Origin of the sequence: Halobacillus sp. (genome assembly GCF_049282395.1) — a bacterium.
Taxonomy (GTDB): domain Bacteria; phylum Bacillota; class Bacilli; order Bacillales; family Halobacillaceae; genus Halobacillus.
Genome location: NZ_JBAPTY010000036.1, coordinates 1 through 2,055 on the forward strand (window position 1 = coordinate 1; position 2,055 = coordinate 2,055).

At 45.0% G+C, this 2,055-nt stretch carries 2 protein-coding genes and 1 pseudogene; 2 read left to right on the forward strand and 1 reads right to left on the reverse strand.

The window, feature by feature from the left end; translation table 11 throughout:
* On the reverse strand, nucleotides 1-496 hold a 496-nt coding region (locus WAM07_RS01640), incomplete at its 3' end, for an alpha-amylase family glycosyl hydrolase (RefSeq protein WP_422164222.1).
* Nucleotides 497-604: 108 nt separating this feature from the next.
* Between WAM07_RS01640 and WAM07_RS01645 the strand changes: the two are divergent.
* Nucleotides 605-776 (forward strand): annotated as a pseudogene (locus WAM07_RS01645) (sugar ABC transporter permease); the annotation flags it as partial.
* 167 nt (nucleotides 777-943) lie between these two features.
* Entirely contained in the window at nucleotides 944-1,981 is a 1,038-nt protein-coding gene (locus WAM07_RS01650; protein WP_422164224.1) for a LacI family DNA-binding transcriptional regulator, read from the forward strand.
* The last annotated feature ends 74 nt before the right edge of the window (nucleotides 1,982-2,055 follow it).

The following is a 2,055-nucleotide window of genomic DNA, read 5'->3' on the forward strand; positions in this document are numbered from 1 at the left end:
AAAATAGAAGTGTCTGCTCATCAGAACGTTTTACATAAGCAAGCAGTTCTTCACCGTAATCCACAAATTGAAAGCTTTCCCAGCTGCCAAACGCTGGTTCTGTTTTGTGCAATGAAATCACGCTCTGAAGAAAAGCGAACATTTCCAGATCCTGTTCATTCTCCTCCCATACCATACATTTCCGACACCCAGGATCTTCTCCACTGGTCATGCCAATCTCATCTCCATAGTAGATACAAGGGGTTCCTTCGTAGGACATTTGGAACAAGTACATGAGTTTTGCTGTTGGTTTATGCTCTTCCGCATAGGTCAGAACCCGTGGTGTATCATGACTGCCAAGCAGGTTAAAGGATAGCTCATTCACTGGAGCTGGATACATATGCTGTACGTGAGCAAGCTGATGATTAAATCGGAAGTTCAAACTGAACGTGCCGTTCCTGTGCCGAACATTCCTGAAATGAGTGAAGTGTGTGAACCAATGGCTCAAGCGCTTCAATAGATCGCCACAGGAAAGTTTTCACCAGAAGATGCTTTAAATGAGGCAACAGACATAATTAGTAAACAAATCGAACTGAATCACTCAGGGAACGAATAGGGGAAAGAAGAAAAGTTTACGTTGGCTGTAGGATTATTTGAACTGATTGCTGATCAATTTGGAAATGAATTCACTCGCTTTGCATCCGGCTCGGTCTTGATCGCCCTGCCGATTTCTATATTGTTCCTCCTTGCAGAAGTACTTCGTCTCAGGTTTGACAGCCGGAGGTACGAAGGGCTAATCTAGTAAGAAGTTCAGCTTAAGTTGTGGAGGATGCCTTTTGTACTTACATCAGGCATCTTCTTTTTATGGCAGAAATATGGTGGTTTATATAAGCCTGTATGGATTTCTGTTATCATTAGACATACCATTTAAAAAAAGACTGTTTAATAATAGAAGGTGATCGTGTTGGGAGTAACCATTAAACAAGTAGCTAAAGCCGCAGGAGTAGCACCGTCCACCGTTTCAAGAGTCATTGCTGACCACCCGAGGATCAGCGCAGCAACGAAGAAGCGCGTAAAAAAAGCGATGAAAGAAATGGGGTATCACCCGAACGCTAATGCACGAAACCTGGCGAATCGGTCAACCCAGTCCATTGGAGTGGTTATGCCTACCAGTGCAGACAAGGCGCTTCAAAACCCATTTTTTCCAGAAGTATTGAGGGGAATCAGTGCGGTTGCTCATCACTTGGATTATTCTCTGCTTCTGAGCACGGGGGAAACAGATGAAGAAATGCAGGAAGGCGTCGAACGGATGGTCTACAGCAACCGTGTCGATGGCATTATCCTGCTATATTCCCAAATCGATGACCCGGTTGTGAATTTTCTGCTCGAGCAGGATTTTCCCTTCGTGGTAGTTGGAAAGCCATCAGAACGTGTGGATGAAATCACACATGTGGATAACGATAATGTAAGAGCCGGCAAAGACATTACCAACCATCTGATTAGCCTCGGCCATAAAAATATCGGTTTTATCGGCGGCTCTAAGGACAGAATTGTGACGGTAGATCGAATGCGGGGTTACGAGCGGGCCTTAAAAGAAGCAGGTTTGCCTTTCTTAGAGGATTATCGAATTCATACCGAATTCTTAAAATCAGGAGGCCGGCAGGCGGTGCATGAGCTGTTTAGCCTCCCTGATCCTCCTACCGGCCTCGTAATTGCGGACGATTTAATGAGTATTGGTGTGGTGAATATGCTTGAGGAATTCGGTAAACGGGTGCCTCAGGATGTTTCGATTGTCAGTTTCAACAACGTGTATTTGTCCGAGGTCACCAGGCCGCCGCTTACTACTGTAGATATTCACATTTATCAGCTCGGCAGCCAGGCGGCTAAGTGTTTAATTGAAAAAATGAAAGACCGGTCGGAGCCTGCGAAGCGTATCATTATTCCCTATGAGATTAAGCATCGTGCGTCTGCGACAGAAAAGGAAGCATCCTCTAAAGTGTAGAGGTGCTTCTTTTTTGTTTAAAGAACTACCAAAAACCCCCACCTCAGGTCATCCATATTCTGGATGACCTGAGG